Source organism: Photorhabdus sp. RW14-46, assembly GCF_963887965.1.
Classification (GTDB): Bacteria; Pseudomonadota; Gammaproteobacteria; order Enterobacterales; family Enterobacteriaceae; genus Photorhabdus; species Photorhabdus laumondii.
Map to the genome: position 1 here is coordinate 1 of NZ_CAWPHH010000017.1, position 19,720 is coordinate 19,720.

Below are 19,720 nucleotides of genomic sequence, written 5' to 3' on the forward strand. Positions count from 1 at the left end.
CCAAACCGTAGCGCAGTCAGCCGGCAACAACGCTGCGGTGAAGCGGAGCGATGAGCGCGGCGTCCGGTTCTTCCCCGTCCGGCCCGCGCTATCTCGGCCACCACCATCCACATCTGGCGGGCCTGATTAAAGATAATACGATATAACTGCTTGTTCATGATTTTTACTCCACACAACACTACCCACTGGCAGTTTTGCTATTTGAATTAATACTGCCAATACAGGTTGAATCCGGCCGTGACGGGGGAGGTTTGGAAGCCGGCGGGTTTGGACAGCGGGACGCCGACAAACAGGTCGTAGCTCACCCCTTTCAGGCTGCCGCGCCAGCCCAGCGCGCTCCCCGCCAGGTGTTTTCCGAGCAGCGTATCGCTGCCCCGTCCGCCCACTTCGCCATAATCCATTGCCAGATACAGCGATTGCCCGCGCAGCGGGGTTTGCCAGTCCAGTTCGTTGCGGCTGTACCAACCCCGATCAGCGGATAAGGTCAGCTCGCCATCAAAGCCGCGTACCGTCCAGCGACCGCCAATCGAGAAGCGATCCTGGGGCGTCAATGGGCGGGCGCTTATCTGACGCAAATACTGGGTTTGATAAGAAAAGGGCTGAGAAAACAGCGTTAACGGCCCGGCAAGCGTCGCTGAGAACTGGGTGATTTTGGGTAAGGCAGTCCCTTCATTGCGGTACTCTTCCGGTGCCGGTTGTGCGCCAAACCAGCGCATGCCCTGTTGATAAGTCACCCGGGTATCCAGCGTCGCGCTGCCGATAAAGTGGTGATGGGACAGCCCTAATTTCCAGCCCGCGGTTTCCCGGCGCTGAACATCAACTTCGGTCTTATCAATAAAATTGCGCGAAGTCCGGCGATAAATTTCACCGTTAAGCAGGGTTTTCTGGTCGGCGTTACGATGTAGCACCCGGCTAAGCTGGACCGCCAGGTTTTGACTTTTGCCCCGGTATTGGATCGCCTGATTCAGCCCGGCGATTGTCTGGGTATAATCGTAATGACTGGCCGTCACGCTCGCCATCCAGTAACCGAAGGGCAGGGAGTAATAGAGCGTGTCATTTTGGCTGTCTTTCCCGGCAGACGAATGAATATCGCGGCCACCGGAGAGATAAAACAGGTCGCTGAGCGCCAGCGGATTATCCAGAAAGAAGGTGAGTCCGCCCTGATAACGTCCGGTGCTTTTGGAGCCGGTATCATCCAGATACGTGGCGACTCGCCAGTGCCGGGACTGACGCCAGTCCAGCACAATATCGCTCTCCCCCGGCTGCTCTGCCGGGACAATATTCATATCCGCCTGCACGGTGGGGAAACGTTGCAGATTTTCCAGTCCCTGCTCAATATCCCGTAAATCCAGTAATTTTCCTTCACGCGCGGGAAAGGGGGTTATCCGCTGGATATATTTCCTGCTGTCAGGGGTATAGCGGATATGCCGGATTTTTCCCGGTATCATCACCAGTTTTAAGGTTTGGGTACGCAAATCCTGACGAGGAACCAGAACCCGGCTGGTGACATAGCCGTGATTAATGAGCTGATCTTGCAATTGGGTTATCAGCCGGCTAATGCCTTTATCGCCCAGACAATGGTTTTCGCCCTGTTGGGCGACACGCCGGAACGGTAACCAGTGCGGGAAATTTTCGGTACCTGCCAGTCTGACGTGGGTAATGGGAAAACACGGAGTTTCCACCGCAAAGGCGGATGATTCCCCGGTTTCCGGTACCGACAGGTGAACCTCCGCAGGCGGCGGGGCTAATTGCGTCTCCAGGGCTTGCTGGCGGGCCTGTTGATGAATGAGTTGTTGATCTGCGATGTCGGCGGCTTGACTACCTGAGACTGCGCTACAAAAAACTATTAATACTACAATACTGCTTTTCATTGACTTGCTATTCCACAATGTTGAAACAGCATTAACCACGAATTTAACTTAGCGATCAATATTTAGTGTTGATTATCAACCGGGCAACTAAAATAGGGAGTTGGTTAAGATAGCAGCAAAAACAAGAGGTTATATGACAAAGCAAAAAACAGGCCAATGTGATTATTTTGTGACAGGATTGTATAAAAAACAGATTAATATTAATCATTTAATAATCAACATTAATAATTTCAAATTAATTTTATTGTTTTATTTTCATTGTGTGATTCGTATAACATTTTTATCTTTTTATTTCTGTATGAAATTACTTTTAATGTGATGATTATCGTAAATTTGTGATTAGGAATTACCTTTTATGATTATGTCAGATGATGACTTTTAGCTCGGTTGGCAGAACTGAGCGCTAATTTACGTCACATTTTTGTCTTATTACAAACGGCAGTAGCTTTTAAAATTTAGGCTTTCGTGATGATAAAATATCTTCTTTTCTCATTTATCATAGATATACGAATATACCCTATGGATTTCAAGATGCATCGCGACGGCAAGGGAATGAATCCCCGGGAGCATAGGTAACGATGTGACCGGGGTGAGTGAGTGCAGCCAACAAAGAGGCAACTTGAAGGATAACGGGTATAGATAGTTCTTAGGCGGTAAGAAAGGATATTTACTGCCGTTTCTTCCTTAAAACGCACAGTAAAGGAGGTTATTGCGTAATAAATCATGCCCGCTTTTTCCGGTAAATACGGCATATAACGATAACTCAGTTCGTCTATTTCCTCTTGTGAGCATCGCTAAAATTTGAGACTTAAACCAGAATACTACTTTCAGGACGTAAAAATCTTTCTGGTACATAAAGATCATAATTATTAAAACGACAATATTCCTCCAATTGCTGAGCAGACCTAACACCAACCTTTCTGTATATTTGTGCTGTATAGTGTTCAACAGTACGGTAGGAAATATTTAATATTCTGCCAATTTGTTTACTGGTATATTTATGTAAAGAGAGAAAAACAACATCCCATTCACGCGGAGTAAATAAATCAGTCGGTGGCTGAAATATAATGGAGGCAGGAAGTTTTCCATAAAATAGACGGGTTAATGAAAAATCCTGGACTTCCCACCCGTGGAAAATGACTCCGACACATTCGTTTTCATTATTATATAGTGGGTATTTTTCACAAAAATGAGATGATAAGAATTTATCGTTCCCATACATATGTGTTTCAAGCGAACATACTGTTGTTTCGCTCTTCATTACACTTTGATCATGAAGAACGAATTCTTTTGCAAACTCAGCGCCACTCCAAGGAAGTTCATAATCATACCACCCTTCGTAATCAAATGAGTCTGGAAGGTTTTCAAGATGTTTAAGTGCCTTATTGCCATAAATAAAGCATGAATTTTTATCTTTGATCCCCCAAGGCTCATTACTTTGCTTCATTGTATTAATGACTTGAGGTGAAATAATTAGTTTATTATCCATGTTACTACTCCTTTTTTCGCTAGCCTTAAAGTTAGATTCTTGATATTTTATAATCAATTTAATTCTCTACTGCCAATAGTGACAAATCTTGCTGGAATATAAAGATCAAGTTTATTTTCTTTACAGAAATCTTTTAATTCTGCATGTAAAGGCAAATTGAATTTTTGGTAAATTGATTGGATATGATTAATCACATCTTCGGAACTTATCATTAATTCTTCACTAATTTTCTCTTCATCTAATGAACACAGAGTTAGAAAGAGAACCTCCCATTCAAATTGCGTCAGTGTGTCATTAGGTGGGGTGAATGCCAGTGTTGCCGGAGGAGTTTTTTCATAATAGTACGAAACAGAAAAATCTTGAGTTTTATACATATGAAAGAAGATCCCAATGCAATCATTATTCTCATCATAAAGTGGAAATTTATCACAAATATAAGTTTGTTTAATGTTATGCTCCCCAAACTGATGTGTTTCCAGTGAAGTGACGCGTTGCATAGTTTGAATGGTTTTTTGGTCCTGACGATGGAATTCTTCTGCATATTCGGCAATAGGCAAGGGTAATTCCCCCATAGATAGCCCTATAATATCGAAATATTCAGGAAGGTTGAGCAGTTGATAAAAAGCAGGGTTAGCATAAATAAATCTTGACTCGCGATCTCTGGCTCCCCAAGGTTCATCGCTTTTATCCCACATCAGCGTTAATTGTGGTGTAATATGATTGGTTTTTTTTCTTATATTTGACATAGTAACTCCTTAATTATCATTTAGTCATTATCTGAATGAATTGTTTTCTGATGATACAAAAAATAATTTAACTATATAATGTAGTATAACAATTATCCAGCCAAAGACTGTATGTTTATTAATTTTATTATGGTATTATAAATACCAAACAATATAAGAAAAAATATTATTTTTATTGGAGATTATTTAAGTGATTTATTTTTCCAGTTAAAAATTGCACGCACATAATAATTTATTAAGGCTCCCAGTGTTCACTCTTAATCCAGAAAAAAATGGCTCATAGATTTAAAGTATTTTGGTGGAATATAAAGATCATAATGATTTTTTTCGCAAAACAGTTTCAACTCAATAATTGATCCGATTAATAATTTCTCATAGATACTTTGGAAATACTTTTCCAAAGTACGACATGAAATTTTCATTTCATTAGCGATACATTGATTACTGATTCCACGGCAGAATAAAAAGATCACTATCCATTCTTTTTCTGTCAATATATTATTAGGTGGTCTAAGCTTAACAGATATAGTTGTATCATTTTTAATATAATGATGTACTGAAAAATGATTTATTCTTTTAATGTGACAAATTATTCCAATACATTGATTCTTTTCATCCATCAATGGGTATTTTTCACAGAGACAAGGATTAAGCTGTTGACCATTGCTTTTAAGATGAGCCACAATAATAGATGATACTCGTTGCATAGACTGTAAGACTTTACGATCATGTTCTTCAAAAAAGTGAGCAAGATAATTAAATGGCGTCGATAATTCTTTAACAGAATATCCCATGATATCAGAGTCTTCAGGTAACTTACTTAATTTAACAAATTCTTTATTGGCATATATAAAACGAAGCTTCTTATCTTTTACAAACCATGATTCATGACTTTTGTCCCACATATTTTTTAACTGAGGGGTGATTTGACTCATATATGACCTTCAATAAGGTTGAATATAAATATACCCGTTATCCTTCAAGTTGCCTCTTTGTTGGCTGCACTCGCTCACCCCGGTCACATCGTTATCTATGCTCCCGGGGATTCTCTCCCTTGCCGTCGCGATGCATCTTGAAATCCATAGGGTATAGAAAAACATTTCAACAATCGGCAAAAAAGCGATTCATTTTTGCCACCCTGTTGGGTTCAGGTATAGAAAGTGCATTTAATGACGCTTTCATTCGACCACCACTCTTCCTCCTTTATGGTGGTTACAGCAATGTAGGGTAAATACCTGGCCCAATGGGCAATCCAGCAAAATACCAACCTATAAGCAGCAATATCCAAACGGCAAAAAACACCAGCGGATAAGGTAATACCAACGTGTAATAAGTACCTAGCTGAGCCCCCTTATAGTACCGTTGAAGAAACCCCAAAAAAAGCGGTAGAAAAGGTGACATCGGTGCCAACGGTAATACTGCGGAATCAGAAATACGGAAGATGATCTGTGCAAAGGCAGGGTGAAAGCCAAGCAGGACAAACATGGGAACAAAAATAGGTGCCAGAATCGACCAAATGGCAGAACCACTTGCGATGAACATACACAAAAAGGCAGATAAAAACATTAATCCAATGAAGGCAGGAACACCTGTCATACCCAAGGCTTCTAGCATATCGGTTAGCCCTACCGCCATAAATTTGCCCATGTTGCTCCAGTTAAAGAAGGCAACAAATTGAGCCAGAGGGAAGACCATTATAATGAAGCCAGCCATGTTTTTCATGGGATCAACGAGTAAGTCTGGAATATCATTAGACTTTTTTATCTGTTTTGTGGAAACGCCATATGTAATCGAAACCACGAAGAAAAACAAAATAATGACTGGCACGATCCCTTTTATGAATGGCGATGGAATGATTGAGCCAGTCTGTGGATCACGCAGTAGTGCATTTTCGGGAACAACTAGCAACGCAACAATACCGATGAAAATTAGTGCAGATAGACCGCTCATTAGCAGCCCGCGATTTTGTTGTGGCGTGAGCTTTGCTAACTTCTCATTGTGACTTCCTTTCCATGCTGGAAGGCGTGGCTCAACAAATTTATCCGTTAAGATAGCGCCTGCAATCGTCAGTACAATCACTGATGTTGCCATAAAATACCAGTTATCGATGACACTGACGTGTAAGTTGGGATCAAGCATTTTAACCGCTTCAGTACTGATACCAGATAACAGCACATCGGTAGTGACAATCAATAAGTTCGCCGTAAATCCTGAAGCAACACCAGCAATAGCGGCCAGTAGGCCAGCAACGGGGTGGCGACCAACCGCAATAAAAATTAGCGCACCTAATGGAGGCATGACAACGAGTGCGGCATCCGAAGAAATATGGCTAAAAAAGGCAATAAATAGCACCATATAGCTGGCGTAACGTTTATTAATACCAGAAGCCATTTTATACATCAGGGTTTGTAACAGACCGACTTTTTCTGCCAGCCCTGCACCAATGACCAAAGCTAATATTGCTCCAAGTGGTGTGAAGTTACTGAAATTTTTAACGATATTAGGCAGGATCCACTGTAATCCTTCGGCGCTAAGTAAGTTTTTAACTCTAATGAACTCTCCATTTGTAGGGTTTTTTACGGCCAAGTCAAACCAAGACAAAATAGCAGTCGCTATCATTAAAACAGCTATTAAATAGATAAATAAAATAAAAGGATTCGGAATTTTATTTCCAACTCTTTCGATCCAACCAAGAATACGTCCTGGGCTCTTATTTACAGGGATAGTTGTTTCACTCATGATTTTTTCCTTTGTGTTTGCTGTCGTTATTATTTTTTGATTATGTATACCCTATGGATTTCAAGATGCATCGCGGCGGCAAGGGAGCGAATCCCCGGGAGCATAGATAACGATGTGACCGGGGTGAGTGAGTGCGGCCAACAAAGAGTCAACTTGAAAGATGACGGGTATAAATGACTAAACGCTAGCTTGCTGCTGTAAGCAAGTCAGTATTTATCGGAGCAAAGTTATTTCAAAGGTGATGGTTTAATATCGGGCGGAATAGGACACTGATAGGGATGCTCATCCCGTTGGTGTTTGAACTCAAACTGGACCTCTGCTAGCAGAGCAGGGTCTATTAATAATTTAAGTGCGGTGGCGGCCATAATTTTCCCGGCAAGACACATCCCTTTGTGAGCAATGGATGAACGCCCTTGTGCGACTAATTGCCAAGTATGCAGTGGTGTGCCAAAGGCGAAGCAGGGACTGAAACATTGCGCTGTGGGTGTTACCCAACTGACATCACCGACATCGGTAGATCCATACAGTAACTCTTGCGATTCTATATAGGGTAAGACTTCATCTGTCAGTGCTTTTTCCCCTTGTCGCTCACTCCAGCGTTTACCCTCTTCGCCCGCTGTTCGCGCTGCATTGAGTTTGGCATTGCGTAAATCATCTTTTGTCAGTGTTTGATGAATTTTTTCGGCAAATTGGCATTCCTCATCAGTATATTCAGGAATACCAAAGGCTTGAATATACTGATACATCACTCTTTCCATCGTGCGGTTAGGAATATAGTTTGAACACGCCTTATCAAAGCGAATATTCAATTGCGTGCCGGTCATTAAGGCAGCACCTTTAGCAATATCAATGACTCGTTGATAAATATCTTGAGCCTGATCCAGTTGTGGGGCGCGAACAAGGTATAAAACTTCGGCATCAGCCTGTACAACGTTAGGTGACACACCACCGGTATTAGTCACTGCATAATGAATTCGTGCTTCCTGAATGATATGTTCACGAAGAAATTGAACACCCACATTCATCAGACTGACTGCATCTAAAGCACTTCGACCCAAGTGAGGGGAATTGGCGGCGTGTGAAGCAACTCCTTTAAAATGAAATGCTGTTTGGATATTTGCCAGAGACTGGACATTAAATACACTACTGAATGATTCAGGATGCCATGTAATTGCTGCATCAACATCATCAAAAAGACCTTCCCGGACCATAAATGTTTTGCCGGAACCCCCTTCTTCCGCCGGGCAACCGTAAAACCGTACAGTTCCAATTTGTTGATTTTTTTGCAACCAGGCTTTCACTGTAAATGCCGCAGCGAGTGCGGCTGTCCCCAGTAAATTATGTCCACACCCATGACCGTTACCGTTTTTAACCATAGGATTAGGTTCACAACAGCCTGCTTTTTGGCTTAAACCAGCCAGCGCATCATACTCACCAAGTAAAGAAATCACAGGGTGTCCACTGCCATAACTGGCGATAAACGCGGTCTCAATATTGCCTACCCCACGCTGAACAACGAACCCTTCATTTTCTAACGCATTTGCGAGCAGTTCAGCAGAAAAGTTTTCTTCAAAATTGGTCTCAGGGTGCTCCCAAATCTTATCGCTAAGGTAAGTAAAATCACTTTGGCGTTGCTCAATGTATTCATTGATGAATTTAATCAACGAGTTATTCATGATGAACTCCGAAATCAGGTAGGTTAAGGGCGATAGTGGCTAATGTTTTCACTGCGGTAGTCATCACGTTTTCATCAAAGTCAAACCGTTCATTATGATGACCTGCGCTGAGTGCTGTACCGAAAATAAGGTAAGTGGCTTGACCACCATTCGATTTGACGTGTTCCATAAAATAGGTCGCGTCCTCAGATCCGGCAGCTTGCTGACGGCTTTTGACAACAGATGAAAGCTCTGGGATATATTGTTGAGCCTGTTGATAAATGAAATCGACCCATACTGGGCTAGGCTGGCTACTTTGAGCGGCTCCCATTAACTGTATTCCATATTCAACCCCCTGCATTTTTGCCGCGCCTTCAATGATATTGAGAGCTTGACGGTAGACAAATGCATTGATCTCATTAGTTTCACCGCGAGTTTCCACTTTCATTAATGCATAGTCAGGAATAACGTTACGGCCAATGCCTGCCTGTAGCACTCCGACATTAATGCGTGAGCTGCCTTCGCTATGGTGAGAAATAGCATACAGCCCTAAGGTTGCTTGAGCTGCGGCTAACAGTGCATTTTTTCCCGCTTCTGGTTTTGCACCAGAATGGGAGGCAACACCACGATAAGTAACATCGATTTTGGTGGTAGCAAGAAAATTATTACTCCCACAGACCAATTCGCCTTGAGGTACACCAGTACCGATATGGATAGCGATAAAGAAATCAACATCATCGACAACGCCCGCTTCAACCATTGATTTTGCACCACGAGTTCCTTCTTCCGCAGGCTGAAAAATCAGTTTGATTTTTCCGGTCAGTTGGCTTTCATATTTTTTCAATATACAAGCGAGTCCTAACCCAATCGCTGTGTGACCATCATGAGCGCAGGCATGCATCATATGTGTATTACAAGAGGAAAAGCCTTCAGCATAAGGACGGTGCTCGTGAGTTTGTTCCTCATTCAGGTCAAGCGCATCCATATCCACCCGAAAAGCCAAGGTTGGTCCAGGTTTTCCGGTATCGAGTGTCGCGACAATGCCAGTAAACCCGCCTGAAAAATGGGGTAACCATTCAGTCAGAGCGCCCTGTTTAATAGCACGCTGTTCTTGCGCTTGTAATGCCTGTTTTGAAGGTAAGCCCATTCGTGCATCAGCCTTGATAACATCTTTTCCCATTTTCAGGCTATAACCCAGACGGTGCAGTTCATCCGCCACAATCGTTGCTGTTCTGAATTCGAACCAGCCTGATTCAGCAAAATGGTGGAAATCGCGACGCCAGTTTCGTAATTGTTCAGCAATTTGCTGAATAGATTCGCTTAATAAAGTGCCCATAATAATTATCTCTTTTAGTTATCGCGGAGAAGAAAATATATTTAGTTTATTTCACCAAGATTGATTTTGTTAAAATATTTATTTAATTTTGATTGAACTAGTTTATTTTTTAAAATTTTATTGTTTTAATAATTTAAAAATATTTTTGTTGAATTTTAAATTTAAATACAGCCCGATTTTTCATTACTGATTTTTAATGTATACAATAAATTTTGTTCAAGTAAGATACAATTATCTTTATCTATATAATTAAAAGTTATCGCAAGAGAGAAAAATGACGACACCAATAAAACTCAATCAACTGCGCGCTTTTGTTGAAATTTACCGTCATGGCAGTATCAGAGCGGCTAGTCGGTTTCTGTTACTCTCACAACCTGCTTTGACCAAATCGATTCGCGAACTAGAAGATTCACTTGGTGCAAAATTATTTATACGCAGTAACCAAGGTATTCATTTGACAGAGTGTGGAAAAAGTTTTTTACAACGCGCCTGTTTGATACTTGAGGAGCTTCGAATTGCACAGGAAGATATTCAACAACGAGTTGGCTTGATCGGTGGTGTAGTCAATATTGGCGTAGCTGGCAGTATTGCACGTACGATTATGCCAAAGGTGATTACACAGTTTCACCGTGATTATCCTACAGTAAAATTAAGAATTGTTGAGGGACAGTTATTGACTATGCTACCTCAGCTCAGACAAGGTGAACTGAATTTTACCGTGAACACCTATTATCCCGGTAGCTTAGATGCAGAATTGAGCTTCGAAAAATTGATGGAAAAAGAGTACAAAGTGATTGTACGAAAAGGGCATCCAAAAGTGAATGCAACCTCTTTAGACGAATTAATTGATTGTGACTGGACCATGCCAACACCGAAAGGCACCTACTATCGCAGGTTATTTGAGATGTTTACATCGCTGGATAATCCACCTGTCTTTAGTGTCACGTGTGAAACATTAATGGCTTGCATGAGTTTAGTCTCCGAAAGTGACTTTGTGACTATTGTAGCTGTGGATGTGGTTGATGAGACTCTGTTTAACCAGCAATTTGTGGCGTTAAACCTTAAAGAGGAGCTTCCGTTTGCAACTTTTTGCCTTGTTCAACGCAGAGATACAAAGTTAACTCCCGCAGGAGAACATTTGGCTAGACTTTTTCGGATGTATTGTCGTGATTAATTTTTGCACCTGAAGTGGGGATTAGGGGGGAGCTGAGTAGACCTACCGGTCCGACTGGATAAACTAAATAAGCTTCCATATGGTGGTACACTTATTTTTTCACTCCAGATTGTTGTTGCAACGAAAACGCTTTCTATGAACTCTTCCACATATTTAATTTAAGTAACTGCCACATATACTGACAACAATGATTTCGTGTTACCGCTTCATGTAATAATTACCACAAGCGTTCAATTTTGTTTAGCCCGGTATTGATTGCCCCGTCCTTCCTTAAACGGGTAGTAAAAAAGATCATAGTGTGCTGGTCATGTTCGCTTTTTCCGGTAAATACGGCATATAACGATAACTCAGTTCGTCTATTTCTTCTTGTGAACATCGCTAAAATTTGAGATTCAAACAAAAATACTGCTTTCAGGGCGTAAAAATCTTTCTGGTACATAAAGATCATAATTATTAAAGCGACAGTATTCCTCCAATTGCCGAGCAGATCTAACACCAACTTTTCTGTATATTTGTGCCGTATAGTGTTCAACAGTACGGTAGGAAATATTTAATATTCTACCAATTTGTTTACTGGTATATTTATGTAAAGAGAGAAAAATGACATCCCATTCCCGTTGGGTAAATAAATGAGTCGGTGGTTGAAATATAATGGAAGCGGGGAGTTTTCCATGATATAAACGTGTTAATGAATAATCTTGAGCTTTCCACAAGTGATAGATAATTCCAAGACAATCACCATTTTCATGATAAATAGGTTGTTTTTCACAGAAATAGGAGGATAAGGTTCTTATTTCTCCCCAAATATGGGTTTCGAGTGAAACATATGATTTTTCTTCTTTCATTACCTTTTGGTCATGATGAATATATTCTTTTGCAAACTCGGCACCATCCCAAGGAAGCTCATCATCATAAAGCCCTTCGAAATCAAATGAATCAGAAAAACCTTTGATGGAGTTCAGCGCTTTATTGCCATAAATAAAACAGGAATTTTTATCTTTTATTCCCCAAGGATCGTTACTGATTGCCAATGTGTTAATAACTTGAGGTGAAATGATTAACTTATTATTCATGTCATCGTTCCTTTATTATATTTGACATAGTGACCACTGAGTTATCATTAAAGCATTATCTGAATGAATTGTTACCTTAATTATAACTGAGACAGCTTAACTATATAATACAGCACAACAATCATCCAGCCAAAAAGTGTATTTTTATTAATTTTACGACAACATTATAAGCACTATAAAATATAAACAAGGTTATTGTTTTAAACAATGATAATTTATATGATTTATTTTATTAGTTAAGAAGTTTTTAAAAAATTGAACATACATAACTTCGCAACTCATTAAGATTAATGGTCTTATTAATTCGCTTAGCTAACTGAGTTGGTGTCATTCCTGTAACTGAAAAGCTTAATACATTCATTAAAGTATTTCATCCGGTTACAACATTTCCAAAAACAACTAAACTTTTTGAATATATTAGTGATCTAAAAAGAACATTTCTGAACATTTAAAGTTCAATTTTGAACAATCAGAGTTCATTTAATAACATTTTTGTCGTTAGACAATTTTCTATTCGGAGAATATTTGGCTGTACTTGGCGGGGTTTAATGTCTTAGTACAGCTATTTTTTAACATTCTGCGCCTGCGCGGACTCAGGGAAAAAGCTGTAGAAATATAAAAATATTAAATTGAAGAGAGAGTATGAATATAGCACCTTGAATAACCAAACTGAGGAGAGAAGAAAGGAATGATTGTAAAAAACGACTGGCACCCAGCAGATATTATTGCGGGACTTAAAAAACGGGGAACGTCGTTATCTGCTATTTCAAGAGAGGCGGGGCTTGCATCATCTACCTTAAGTAATGCGCTGCACCGTCCGTGGCCCAAAGGCGAACGACTTATTGCTGCCGCTTTAAATTGTGATCCTTGCGAAATATGGCCGAGTAGATATTTTAAATGAGTTGTCATTTTCAAAATTAATATGAACTTCTCATATAAAAATCAATGAGAGGATACTCATTACCTGAAGCTTTTCTTGTGGAAAGCTTCAGGTATGAACATAGAATTAATACAGGGCTATTTACCTTTTTATTTTATGATGTTATCTGAACTAAACCACCTATTGCCTTTTCAAGATATTCGCGGGGACAACCTAAGTTTATTCTGATAAATCCTTTCCCATGATTACCAAAATTCGATCCCATTGAAGCGGCTATTTTGGCTTTTTGTAATAAAGCACGTTGCAAAGCATCATCATCCAAGCCTAAAGCACGACAATCCAGCCAAGCCAGATATGTACCTTCCGCTTTGGTCATTCGGCACCAGGGAACGGCAGACGTTAAAGCCTGCTCAAACCAACAACGGTTTTCCGCCAGATAACGCTGTAGTTCATCAAGCCATACGTCCCCATATTGATATGCGGCTGTAGCCGCAGTCATCGATAGTGCATTGAATACATCTAGTCCATGCGCATTCAACCGATCGATAAAGGAACGTCGAAGTTCAGGATTGGGAATAAGAAAATTGGAGATACGGAGTGATGAAAGTCCAAATGCCTTACTTGTTGAGGTGGCGGCAATGACATTGTCATGCCATTCACTCCCCAGATGCAGTATTGAGGTGAATTTTCCCCACGGTAAAATTAAATCAGCCCAAATTTCATCGGAAATTACCGTCGTCCCGTACCTTTTACAACACATTAATATCTGGAGCAGTTCGTCACTATTCCAGCACCTACCAGTAGGGTTATGTGGGTTACATAACAATAGCAGAGGCGGTCTGTGTTGCTCCAACATCTGTTCCAGATGATCATAATCAATTTTATAACCTTCCAGACTTTCAAGAAGCGGGTTTTCAATAACTACTCTGCCATTCATAGTAATAATTTTGGCGAATGAAGCATAATAGGGCCCTTGCACAACGACACCTTCCCCCGGTTTACTGAGCATCTGTATCAGTAAAGCCAATCCGGGGATGACGCCTTCTATCGACGTAAACCAATCGCGGTGCAAGGTCAGTTTATGACGCCTTGAAAACCAGTCTATTGCTGCTTGATAATAGAGATCGTCGCGTTCGCTATAACCAAAAATACCATGTTCAATTCGGGAGTAGAGTGTTTGCAAGACTGCTTCCGGGCATTGAAAATCAATATCAGATACCCACATTGGCAACAGGTCAGTCTTATTTAAGTACAAATCACGACCTAAAAAGTCCCACTTCACAGAGCTTGTATTGTGGCGATCGATTATCTGGTTGAAATCAGGCAATTTCACGTTGGATTTCCTTTTTATTCAGGGAGTTTTCCGGCGTGATTTTTGCGATACCGAAACCAGTAAAGCCATAAATGAGAGCAAAGAAGATGGCAGAATAGCACTGGATAGCCCAAGGCAATAGCTCAAGCGTACTGACACCCAATGTCGTCGCCATATAAATGCCAGCAGAAGTCCAGGGGATCAACGGTTCTATGACGGTGCAGCCATCTTCTATGGTTCGTGACAGATTTTTATTATCCAGCCCCATACGACGATAAGCCCCTTTGAACAGCTCCGCCGGGATGAGGAGAGCCAGCTTCCCATCGCAGGTTGCACCGGTTACCAGAATAGTTGTTGCCAAGGTTGCAGCGATAAGTTGCCCTGTTGAGTGAACAACTTGTAGAAGCCGGTTAATGATGATAGTCAAGGCACCAGTGAGCGCTAAAGCACCGGCGAACGCGAATGCACAAAATACAAGCAGGATGGTACTCATCATCGAGAACATACCACCGCGATTGAGCAGACGGGGCACATCGCTAACGACTCCGGTGATGTTGCGTCCCTGGTCAGAGAACATCGAGAGATTGAAACCGTCTATCAACGCATTAAGGCCCTGTTTAAGGGTGAGCCCTTGGAGACCTATGCCAAGTACAATAGCTAATACACAGGCAGCAAGCATGACGGGTATCACCGGACGTTTTGTTATTGCGCCCCACAAAACCAATATCGGTGGCAAAATCAACAATAAATTGAAGTGATACAGGCTTTCAAGAGATTGCACAATTTCTGTAACTTTTTCCGGTGTTGCCATGTTACCTGTTAAGCTTGTATGACCAGCAATAAAATAGACAATAGCGGCTAAAACAAAGCCGGGAATAGTGGTATACATCAAATGTTGAACATGACTGTAAAGATCAGTATCGGCAACGATGGCAGCGAAGTTAGTTGAGTCAGATAACGGTGAAATTTTATCACCGAAATATGCGCCTGAAACAACCGCGCCCGCCGTTGCCGCCAAAGATACATCAAGGCCAGCGGCGACGCCCATCAGAGCAACACCCACTGTGCCGGCTGACCCCCATGATGTGCCAGTGCAGACTGAGATAACGCTCGTGATAAAAAAAGCCGCAATCAGTATGTATTGGGGGCTAATCAGTTTTAACCCCCAATACACCATATACGGTATGGTTCCGCTGAACATCCAGGTCCCAATTAACCCGCCTACGCAAATCAGTATCATGATCACCGGCATCGCTTTAGCCAGCTTTGCCACAATAGCATCGATAATGTCACTCCAGCGATAACCTTGCCAATATGCCAAGGTAGCTGCTATTGCTGCTGATATCAGTAATAGGGATTCGATGCGTAAATTCAGTTGACCATATCCAATAACTAACAATAAGAGCATTGCTGCGATTGGCAGTATAGCGAGTCCCAAATTAAGCTTTTTCTTGTCATCCATATTAAAACTCCAGTTTCAGATGGGTTGTTGAAACAGAATAGAATAATGAATTTATTTTGAATGAAATGTGACAGATATTACTTGTTCATGTAATTGGTTTCATGAGATGTGAAATGTGATCTGTATATCGCTTTTACGCTTATTACGACGCTTTTCATTACTCGATTAAAAAAACGGAATCTCTGATAACGAGTTCGGCTGAGAACATATTCATCTGTGGCGTTATTTCTTTTTTGGCACTGAGTTGCAACGCCAGATTAGCCGCCCGCTGAGCCATTCGTTCTATTGGATTATGTACGGTAGTTAAGGGAGGATAAAGATATCGGGCCGGGACAATATCATCAAACCCAACAATCGACAGTTGTTCCGGTAATTTGATTTTCCGTTGATGTAGGGAGCGCATCATACCAGCAGCCATAACATCATTGAATGTTACTGCCGCGGTAAAGCCGATGCCGCTGTCTAAGAGCTTTTCTGCTGCCAGTTCTCCACCCTTTTCATTAAATGGAACACTGATAACCCAATCGCCAGGTACTGTAACCCCCGCATTAGCCATTGCTGCATAATATCCCTCCAGACGGAGCCTTCTATCATCAATCGGTAGATCTGCTGTTACACAAGCAATTTTTCGATGGCCGTTTTGAAGAAGATAGTTGGTAGCAATCTGAGAAGCGCTGACATTATCTAACCAAATGCACCGGTTGGCGATAGCAGGGAAATATCGATTGATGATCACCAATCCTGGAGTATGAGCGGCATAACGTAATACATCTACATCACTCATCCTACTAATATGCGCTACTATTGCTTCGCATCCCTGATTAATTAAAAAATCTAAGGCAGATTTCTCAAGTTCAGCTTGATGTCCGCCACTACAAACCATCAGTTTTACTTTTTCTTGCCGGGCAACTTTTTCAACCCCGCGAGCTAAAAGCGAAAAAAACGGATCAGCTAAATTACCGGTGAGTAAACCCAACATATTCCCGCACCTTTTCGCTAATGCAAGTGCGGCAGAATTACGATGATAATTGAACTCACGCATAGCTTTCTCTACACGCTCACGAGTGCCCGGTTCGACGTAAGCGGTATTATTAATGACACGGCTTACAGTGGCTACGGATACTCCAGCTTGATGGGCTACGTCTTTCATTGTGGTCATGCTCTCACCTCAGCGATTATGTAAAATAAATCATACCCCGACTAATAGAAGCGGTTGGGAGTATGAATTGGATTCTCAATATACCGACAATAAAGATCTTAACAACCAAATCTACGACCTAACTTTGAAAATGAGCTATGAAGCTGATTTGCATCATGGACTTATTAAGTATCATATTCCATCGTTTACCCTGACTAAGTGACAGAATATATGGAACTCAAGGATCGTTCTTAATCCAAAAAAAAATGGTTCATAGATTTAAAATATTTTGGTGGAATATAGAGATCATAATGATTATTTTCGCAAAATAGCTTCAATTCAATAATTGATCCGATCGATAATTTTTCATATATACTTTGGAAATACCCCTCCAAAGTACGACATGAAATTTTCATTTCGTTAGCAATACATCGATTACTGATGCCACGGCAAAATAAAAAGATTACTATCCACTCTTTCTCTGTCAATATATTATTCGGGGGGCTATGCTTAACAGACATAGTTGTGTCATTTTTAATATAATGATGTACTGAAAAATGATTTATTTCTTTAATGTGGCAAATTACTCCAATACATTGATTATTTTCATCCATTAACGGGTATTTTTCACAAAAATAAGGCTTAAGCTGCTGGCTATCGCTTTGAAGATAAGCCCCAATAGATGATATTCGTTGCATCGCCTGTAAAACCTTACGGTCATGTTCTTCAAAAAGGTGAACAAGATGATTAAACGGTGTAGGTAATTCTTTAGCAGTATATCCCGTGACATCAAAGTGTTCAGGTAACTTACTTAATTTGATAAATACTTTATTTGCATACATAAAACGAAGATTCTTATCTTTTACAAACCATGATTCATGACTTTTATCCCACATATTTGTTAGCTGAGGGGTGATTTGACTCATATATGGCCTTCAATAAGGTTGAATATCAATGGAAAAATATTTCAATAATTAGCAAGAATAGCTATTCGTTCTATAGGGAATTCCCTCATAGTCAGAAGTATAGAATAATGAATTTATTTCAAATGAAATGTGAGATGAGTTTGCGGTTCATGTAACCGGTTTCATGAAATGTGAAAATGTGACCTATGTATCGATTTCTGATCTTGCTTATAATCCATTGCCAGATATCAAAAAAATTTTGAAGATAAAGTAAGTGGAACTCGTATAAAATGTTCCGGTTTATCTAAAACACCGGAAATTTAAGGTTATGATTAAGTAACTAGTCCTATTTAAACATTACACTTAATTCTCCTATAATAAAAAATTATTATTAAAAATAGGTAGGTATTCAATATGGAAGATTATTTAGCAGAGCTGTTTTTCATAGCCGTTCTTTAATATGGCCTGCTGAATATTTAGATAATAATAAATCGATAAACCGGAAGAATTATTTCACAACGATAATATCGTAATAATATATTATTAATTATATAAAATATCATTGAGAACATAAAATGCACTTTATATACCTTATAGATTTCAAGATGCATCGCGACGGCAAGGGAGCGAATCCCCGGGAGCATAGAGAACTATGTGACCGGGGTGAGCGAGTGCAGCCAACAAAGAGGCAACTTGAAAGATGACGGGTATATCAAATATCACTCTACAATTCATTAATATATGGAAAAAAGGTTACAAACCGTGGGGTGTAAAAAATGGTTATCCATATTTTATTTACGGTAATTTAGCAACAAAAGAATTTACTTATAATATTGAAAAATTATTTGATTGGAGAAAGTCTTACAATCATGAGCTTCCTTGGAATGGATCTGAATGTGTAAGATAATCAATTAACCAACAAATGTACTTTTTAACTAACAGATTACCAAGTATTACCTATAACCCATTGTTTTAAATACGATAAACAGTAAATTAAAACAATAAACAACAATTCGATCTGCCATAACATATAAAACTAGAAAATTCTTATGAAAAAAGTCAATTTTATTGCTATACCCCAGAAAACACGAGGGAATCCAAAAGTAGAACGTTTATTTAATCTTCAAATTATTAAGGAGTCTTTATGAAGAACTGTACGATATCACCTCAGATTATCAATACAATGGAAATAAGTAATGAACCTTGGGGAATAAAAGATAGTTCTTCATGTTTTATTTATGGTAATAAAGCGTTAAGTTCTATCAAAAATTTCTCACAATCATTTGATTACAGCGGGCTTTATGATCATGAACTCCCTTGGGATGGCGCTGAATTTGCAAAGGAATATATTCATCATGATCAAAAAGTAATGAAAACAGGGAAAAATATATGCTCACTTGAAACACATATATTTGGTAAAGAGCAAATTCTATCATCTTATTTCTGTGAAAAGATGCCTTTTTATCATGAAGATGGAAGTTGTATAGGCGTTATATATCATTGCTGGAGGATAAAGGACTATTCATTAACCCGTCTGTATCAATATCATAATAAACTTCCCTCATCCATTTTACTCCAACCACCGACAGATCTTTTTACTGAGCGTGAATGGGATATTATTTTCCTTTTCTTACAGAAATACACCATAAATCAAATTGGAATAATCTTGAATCTTGATTCTAGTGTAATTGAAAACCATACGGACAGGATATATCATAAAATAAACATAAACTCCACTCTTCAATTAGAAGAATATTGTCGAGTCAATAGTCTTTATCACTATATCCCTGAGAAATTTTTATTAACTTAAAGGGCTTCTTCTGCGGACGCAATTGTCCTTATGACGCTCGTCACTAATCATGCCTGGGGTAAAATAGAATTTTATTAAAACCTCAGGCATATTCAATATGATAAAAAACACCTATTACACCACCACAAAT

The 19,720-nt window shown here is 40.0% G+C and carries 19 protein-coding genes; 5 read left to right on the top strand and 14 right to left on the bottom strand.

Features of this window, described 5'->3' with window-relative positions; genetic code table 11:
* The 7 genes from AACQ38_RS24115 to abgT form a co-directional block, all read right to left on the bottom strand.
* The coding region (locus tag AACQ38_RS24115) for an ESPR domain-containing protein (protein ID WP_207631876.1) at positions 1 to 158 on the bottom strand (158 nt) is incomplete at its 3' end.
* Between the two features lie 48 nt (positions 159 to 206).
* On the bottom strand, positions 207 to 1,871 hold the full coding sequence (locus AACQ38_RS14240; protein ID WP_165578423.1) for a ShlB/FhaC/HecB family hemolysin secretion/activation protein: 1,665 nt from the start codon (positions 1,869 to 1,871) through the stop codon (positions 207 to 209).
* An 808-nt stretch (positions 1,872 to 2,679) separates the two neighbouring features.
* On the bottom strand, positions 2,680 to 3,360 hold the full coding sequence (locus tag AACQ38_RS14245) for a helix-turn-helix transcriptional regulator (RefSeq protein WP_011147864.1): 681 nt from the start codon (positions 3,358 to 3,360) through the stop codon (positions 2,680 to 2,682).
* Positions 3,361 to 3,413: 53 nt separating this feature from the next.
* A complete protein-coding gene (locus AACQ38_RS14250; RefSeq protein WP_011147865.1) occupies positions 3,414 to 4,106 on the bottom strand; it encodes a PAS domain-containing protein in 693 nt (230 codons plus the stop codon).
* A 257-nt stretch (positions 4,107 to 4,363) separates the two neighbouring features.
* Positions 4,364 to 5,041 carry a helix-turn-helix transcriptional regulator gene (locus tag AACQ38_RS14255; RefSeq protein ID WP_058588867.1) on the bottom strand — a complete coding sequence of 226 codons (678 nt, stop codon included), beginning with the start codon at positions 5,039 to 5,041 and terminating at the stop codon, positions 4,364 to 4,366.
* A 9-nt stretch (positions 5,042 to 5,050) separates the two neighbouring features.
* Complete coding sequence (locus AACQ38_RS14260) at positions 5,051 to 5,221, bottom strand: hypothetical protein (protein WP_158538183.1); 171 nt, start codon at positions 5,219 to 5,221, stop codon at positions 5,051 to 5,053.
* 97 nt (positions 5,222 to 5,318) lie between these two features.
* Positions 5,319 to 6,845: a p-aminobenzoyl-glutamate transporter gene (abgT, locus tag AACQ38_RS14265; protein ID WP_165578424.1), complete on the bottom strand. Its 1,527-nt coding sequence runs from the start codon at positions 6,843 to 6,845 to the stop codon at positions 5,319 to 5,321.
* A gap of 36 nt (positions 6,846 to 6,881) precedes the next feature.
* Between abgT and AACQ38_RS14270 the strand changes: the two genes are divergently transcribed.
* Positions 6,882 to 7,022, top strand: coding sequence for a hypothetical protein (locus AACQ38_RS14270; RefSeq protein ID WP_207631870.1), 141 nt, complete (start codon positions 6,882 to 6,884; stop codon positions 7,020 to 7,022).
* 50 nt (positions 7,023 to 7,072) lie between these two features.
* Here the strand turns inward: AACQ38_RS14270 and AACQ38_RS14275 are convergent, their stop codons facing one another.
* Positions 7,073 to 8,521, bottom strand: a complete 1,449-nt coding sequence (locus AACQ38_RS14275) for a M20 family metallopeptidase (protein WP_165578425.1) — start codon at positions 8,519 to 8,521, stop codon at positions 7,073 to 7,075.
* Positions 8,514 to 9,836 carry a M20 family metallo-hydrolase gene (locus tag AACQ38_RS14280; RefSeq protein ID WP_058588596.1) on the bottom strand — a complete coding sequence of 441 codons (1,323 nt, stop codon included), beginning with the start codon at positions 9,834 to 9,836 and terminating at the stop codon, positions 8,514 to 8,516. Before AACQ38_RS14280 ends, AACQ38_RS14275 begins: the two co-directional genes overlap by 8 nt.
* A gap of 274 nt (positions 9,837 to 10,110) precedes the next feature.
* Here AACQ38_RS14280 and AACQ38_RS14285 point away from each other — a divergent pair, with 274 nt between their 5' ends.
* On the top strand, positions 10,111 to 11,010 hold the full coding sequence (locus tag AACQ38_RS14285; protein ID WP_165578426.1) for a LysR family transcriptional regulator: 900 nt from the start codon (positions 10,111 to 10,113) through the stop codon (positions 11,008 to 11,010).
* A gap of 392 nt (positions 11,011 to 11,402) precedes the next feature.
* Here the strand turns inward: AACQ38_RS14285 and AACQ38_RS14295 are convergent, their stop codons facing one another.
* Positions 11,403 to 12,083, bottom strand: a complete 681-nt coding sequence (locus AACQ38_RS14295; RefSeq protein WP_112872152.1) for a helix-turn-helix transcriptional regulator — start codon at positions 12,081 to 12,083, stop codon at positions 11,403 to 11,405.
* 691 nt (positions 12,084 to 12,774) lie between these two features.
* On the opposite strand from AACQ38_RS14295, the gene AACQ38_RS14300 reads away from it, so the two are divergent.
* Entirely contained in the window at positions 12,775 to 12,984 is a 210-nt protein-coding gene (locus AACQ38_RS14300) for a helix-turn-helix domain-containing protein (protein ID WP_041381091.1), read from the top strand.
* A gap of 133 nt (positions 12,985 to 13,117) precedes the next feature.
* On the opposite strand, the gene AACQ38_RS14305 is transcribed toward AACQ38_RS14300, so the two are convergent.
* The 4 genes from AACQ38_RS14305 to AACQ38_RS14320 all read right to left on the bottom strand — a co-directional run bounded on the left by AACQ38_RS14305 (position 13,118) and on the right by AACQ38_RS14320 (position 17,801).
* Complete coding sequence (locus tag AACQ38_RS14305) at positions 13,118 to 14,296, bottom strand: PatB family C-S lyase (protein WP_165578427.1); 1,179 nt, start codon at positions 14,294 to 14,296, stop codon at positions 13,118 to 13,120.
* Complete coding sequence (nhaC, locus tag AACQ38_RS14310; protein ID WP_165578428.1) at positions 14,283 to 15,737, bottom strand: Na+/H+ antiporter NhaC; 1,455 nt, start codon at positions 15,735 to 15,737, stop codon at positions 14,283 to 14,285. The genes AACQ38_RS14305 and nhaC overlap by 14 nt, the downstream gene beginning before the upstream one ends.
* Positions 15,738 to 15,894: 157 nt before the next feature.
* Positions 15,895 to 16,896: a LacI family DNA-binding transcriptional regulator gene (locus AACQ38_RS14315; protein ID WP_165578429.1), complete on the bottom strand. Its 1,002-nt coding sequence runs from the start codon at positions 16,894 to 16,896 to the stop codon at positions 15,895 to 15,897.
* Between the two features lie 230 nt (positions 16,897 to 17,126).
* Positions 17,127 to 17,801: a helix-turn-helix transcriptional regulator gene (locus AACQ38_RS14320; protein WP_011147875.1), complete on the bottom strand. Its 675-nt coding sequence runs from the start codon at positions 17,799 to 17,801 to the stop codon at positions 17,127 to 17,129.
* A 679-nt stretch (positions 17,802 to 18,480) separates the two neighbouring features.
* Here AACQ38_RS14320 and AACQ38_RS14325 point away from each other — a divergent pair.
* Positions 18,481 to 18,687 (top strand): hypothetical protein, encoded by a 207-nt coding sequence (locus AACQ38_RS14325; protein WP_041380308.1) that lies wholly within the window; start codon positions 18,481 to 18,483, stop codon positions 18,685 to 18,687.
* A gap of 237 nt (positions 18,688 to 18,924) precedes the next feature.
* Positions 18,925 to 19,590: a PAS domain-containing protein gene (locus tag AACQ38_RS14330; protein ID WP_011147876.1), complete on the top strand. Its 666-nt coding sequence runs from the start codon at positions 18,925 to 18,927 to the stop codon at positions 19,588 to 19,590.
* The last annotated feature ends 130 nt before the right edge of the window (positions 19,591 to 19,720 follow it).

Coding starts and splice junctions, on each gene's coding strand:
- AACQ38_RS14245 (WP_011147864.1), bottom strand. CDS start 3,360: ATGGATAATAAACTAATTATTTCACCTCAAGTCATTAATACAATGAAG.
- AACQ38_RS14330 (WP_011147876.1), top strand. CDS start 18,925: ATGAAGAACTGTACGATATCACCTCAGATTATCAATACAATGGAAATA.
- AACQ38_RS14250 (WP_011147865.1), bottom strand. CDS start 4,106: ATGTCAAATATAAGAAAAAAAACCAATCATATTACACCACAATTAACG.
- AACQ38_RS14295 (WP_112872152.1), bottom strand. CDS start 12,083: ATGAATAATAAGTTAATCATTTCACCTCAAGTTATTAACACATTGGCA.
- AACQ38_RS14320 (WP_011147875.1), bottom strand. CDS start 17,801: ATGAGTCAAATCACCCCTCAGCTAACAAATATGTGGGATAAAAGTCAT.
- AACQ38_RS14240 (WP_165578423.1), bottom strand. CDS start 1,871: ATGAAAAGCAGTATTGTAGTATTAATAGTTTTTTGTAGCGCAGTCTCA.
- AACQ38_RS14280 (WP_058588596.1), bottom strand. CDS start 9,836: ATGGGCACTTTATTAAGCGAATCTATTCAGCAAATTGCTGAACAATTA.
- AACQ38_RS14285 (WP_165578426.1), top strand. CDS start 10,111: ATGACGACACCAATAAAACTCAATCAACTGCGCGCTTTTGTTGAAATT.
- AACQ38_RS14275 (WP_165578425.1), bottom strand. CDS start 8,521: ATGAATAACTCGTTGATTAAATTCATCAATGAATACATTGAGCAACGC.
- AACQ38_RS14315 (WP_165578429.1), bottom strand. CDS start 16,896: ATGACCACAATGAAAGACGTAGCCCATCAAGCTGGAGTATCCGTAGCC.
- abgT (WP_165578424.1), bottom strand. CDS start 6,845: ATGAGTGAAACAACTATCCCTGTAAATAAGAGCCCAGGACGTATTCTT.
- AACQ38_RS14255 (WP_058588867.1), bottom strand. CDS start 5,041: ATGAGTCAAATCACCCCTCAGTTAAAAAATATGTGGGACAAAAGTCAT.
- AACQ38_RS14325 (WP_041380308.1), top strand. CDS start 18,481: ATGACGGGTATATCAAATATCACTCTACAATTCATTAATATATGGAAA.
- nhaC (WP_165578428.1), bottom strand. CDS start 15,737: ATGGATGACAAGAAAAAGCTTAATTTGGGACTCGCTATACTGCCAATC.